The organism is uncultured Pluralibacter sp., from assembly GCF_913775985.1.
Taxonomy (GTDB): domain Bacteria; phylum Pseudomonadota; class Gammaproteobacteria; order Enterobacterales; family Enterobacteriaceae; genus Pluralibacter.
Genome location: NZ_CAJYMB010000002.1, coordinates 1 through 3,178, shown reverse-complemented (window position 1 = coordinate 3,178; position 3,178 = coordinate 1). Strand labels below are relative to the sequence as shown.

2 protein-coding genes are annotated in these 3,178 nt (G+C 63.2%); both read right to left on the bottom strand.

The window, feature by feature from the left end; translation table 11 throughout:
• Positions 1–108 precede the first annotated feature (108 nt).
• Positions 109–1,617, bottom strand: a complete 1,509-nt coding sequence (locus QZ766_RS00195) for a carboxylesterase/lipase family protein (RefSeq protein ID WP_297196041.1) — start codon at positions 1,615–1,617, stop codon at positions 109–111.
• Positions 1,618–1,660: 43 nt separating this feature from the next.
• Positions 1,661–3,004, bottom strand: a complete 1,344-nt coding sequence (locus QZ766_RS00190; RefSeq protein ID WP_297196039.1) for a VOC family protein — start codon at positions 3,002–3,004, stop codon at positions 1,661–1,663.
• Between the last annotated feature and the right edge of the window lie 174 nt (positions 3,005–3,178).

Below are 3,178 nucleotides of genomic sequence, written 5' to 3'. Positions count from 1 at the left end.
TGCTGCGCCCCTATCCGGGCAGCGTCAAAACCGGGGCCTGCTACCGGCTGGTGATGCGCGAGGATGCCGCCTGCGCGGGCGGCCTGCGGCAGTTGCGCGACGGCCTGCTCAATCCAGCGTCACGTGCTGGCCCATCACCCGGCGAAACAGCGCCAGCCTAGGGCGCATAAAGCGATTCTCGACCTTAAAGCCGGCGCGCCGGTTGAGGCCGATGCGCAGCAGCCTGTCGCGCCCTTTTACCGCCGCCGGCCACGGTACCGGGCCGGCGAGCACGTGCTCACCGCCCCCGGCGCGGCGGGCAAAGTTAGCCCAGTAATCGGCTACCTGGGCGGAAAAGGCCAGATCCCGGGCGTTAACGTAATTTCGTGCCGGCTCCGCCAGGGTCAGGGTATCGAAGACGTAAGGCACTTCGTTACCGTGCCAGGTGCCGTGGGCGTAGGTCTGGCGTTCGGCTTCGGCCACGTAGTCAAACCAGTAGCGCCAGCAGGGCTGATTGACCCGCTGCTGGGCCTGCATCACCACGTAGCCGAGGGTGGTAAAGGCCATGTCCCGGCACACCTGCCTGCCCAGCTCAACGTCGCCCTTAACGCCGGGATACAGCAGGCGGATAATCCCCAGCCCGAGACGCTGGCGCTGGCGCAGCTTGCGGATCTCCCCGGCCAGATCGACGCCAAACACCGCCATCACGCTGGCCTCGTCGCTGTTTGAACCGACCAGTACCGGCATCGGATGCTGGCGGGCGCTGAAAAAGACGTCCAGCATCGGTTCCGGCAGCACCGCATCGCCGCAGATCGGCACCGGACCGTTTTTTAACTCCCCTTCCAGCGGCCATAAATCCCGGGCCGGGATCGCCCGCAGCTGTTCTGCAGTGGCATTTTTAAGGCCAAAATGGCGGGCCAGCACCTCGCCTTTATCCAGCGCCTTTTCCCACGGCAAATCCGGCAAAGTGTAGCTGCTTTGAATAATGGCTTTGTGAAACAGCCCCTTTGCCAGCGGCGAGGCCATCAGCGACATGACGCTGCGCGCGCCCGCAGATTCGCCCATTAGCGTGACGTTGTCACTATTGCCGCCAAATGCGGCAATGTTCTCCTGCACCCAGCGCAGCGCGGCTATCTGATCCAGTAGCGCAAAATTGGCGACGCGCCCGCCCTCCTCGCCCGCCAGCGCCGGATGGGCGAAGAAGCCGAGGTGGCCAAGGCGATAATTCACGGTGACCAGCACAATACCGCGCCGGGCAAGCGCTTTGCCGTCGTAAGGCGGAAGGTTACCGGCGCCGATGGTATAGCCGCCGCCGTGCAGCCAGACTATCACCGGGCGCTTCGCGCTATCCGCCGCGGGCGACCAGACGTTGAGGTAGAGGCAGTCTTCGGAAAAGCTGCCGGGATTGCCCCCGCCCAGCTCCACGCAGTGATCGATATTTTGCCAGCTGGCGGCGGCAAACTGCCGGGCGGGACGCACTTCCTGCCAGGGCACTACCGGCTGCGGCGAGCGCCAGCGCAGGTCGCCGGTGGGCGGCGCGGCAAACGGGATCCCGCGCCAGACGTGGATATCGTTATCGGTGATGCCGAGTACGGGGCCCTGCCGGGTATGAACCAGTGAAGAGGCGGGAGTGTGCATGTTGTGGTTCCTTAATCTGCAATCCCGCCAGTGTATTCAGCTTCTATAGCAATCCGCAACGCCGTTTGCTGCGATCTTCCGCTTGCTGGTACAGCGCAAACTCGTCCAGCACCGCACAGCCCAGCGCGTCTTCAAACGCGGCACGGCTGGCGCTGCCGGTGCTGCGGGCCTGGGCTTCGCCGCCGAGATTAGACTGGAAAATGCCGGCGGCGCTCACCGGCAGAAAATCTTCGTAGGTGATCGGCTGCGCAACTAACCAGCCGCGCTCAATGAGCGGCTGCGGATCGGCCCCGGGGCTAAAGGCGTGGCGGTGGGCCTCGCCCGCCGGTGTCAGGCGGTAGCGGAACCAGGCCAGCTCCCGGCGGCGCAGGAACAGCTCGCTGTCGGGAAAGGATTTAAAAATGTCGCCCAGGTGCTGCTGGTGATAGAGATTGCTGCTGCCGGTGCCGGCCTCCGCCAGCAGCGTATCGTACAGCGCGCGGCCCTTCGGCGTCAGGGCCACGCCGCGCTGCTCTATTTCGCCGAAGCGCGCCGTATGGGTGCCCCGGCTGTCGTCGGCAAACAGCACCGGCTCGTCCAGCGCTTTGAAGCTGGTCTGGCGCAGCAGGATCGGCACATCCCGGCGAGGCGGCCCTTCAATCAGCATTTTCGGTTCAATGCCGTATTCCGGCATCAGGGCCTGCACGCGATCGATATCGAGGGTGCGCGGCGTAAGGTGGTTAATGTGGCAGCCCGGAAAGCAGACCACGTCGGCAATCAGCCGGTGCTCGCGGTGCAGTGCCTGATAGGTCTGCGCATCGACGGTGGCATGCCGGTGCCAGCGAAACGTCTCCAGCGCCTCGCGCACGAACTCACGCCCTTCTGACTCGCTAAACGCGCCTGTCTGCTCGTGCAGGGCCACCAGCGCCCGGCAGCGCGGGGTGAAAATATCCCGCCGGGCCAGAATTACCGCCGCATTTTCACGCAGCGCCGCATTTTCAATTAAATCAATGCGCAGGAGCGAGGTAAAAAGGCGGAACGGATTGCGGGCCAGCGCGGCGTCGTCAGTCGGTCTGAACGCCGTGGCGTGAACCGGCACGCCCGCCTGGGACAGGTCGTAATAGCTGACCGGGTACATGCCCATAATGGCGAAGATGCGCCGCAGCATGGCCAGCTCCTCGCCGGTGCCAACGCGGATCGCGCCGTGGCGCTCGACGTTGAGGCGCGACAGCTCACCCGCATTGGCAAGCTGCTCATGAAGGCGCGGGTTATTTTCCAGCACCGCCAGATTAACGTCGGCCACCAGCTCCAGCAGCGCGGCATACTGTGGCACCTCCTGCTGATACATCGCCGACATGGCCTGCGAAAACTGCTCCCGGATCTCATCAGCTGTGACGGTGTTCGCCATTCGTTATTCTCCTGTGAAGACTACGAGGAGTGTATCCGGGCCTTCGGGCGCTGCCAGAAAGAATGTCTGAAGTGTGATCGCGGATAACCTCGCGTTTTAATCCTGCGAAACGATTTTTTATAACCCGTAGTTATGTAAAAAGCGTGTTAAATTCACTATAAATTAACAATGCAT

Bases quoted from the DNA above. Each gene is read 5' to 3' on its own strand.
- QZ766_RS00195 (WP_297196041.1), bottom strand. From the start codon at position 1,617: ATGCACACTCCCGCCTCTTCACTGGTTCATACCCGGCAGGGCCCCGTA.
- QZ766_RS00190 (WP_297196039.1), bottom strand. From the start codon at position 3,004: ATGGCGAACACCGTCACAGCTGATGAGATCCGGGAGCAGTTTTCGCAG.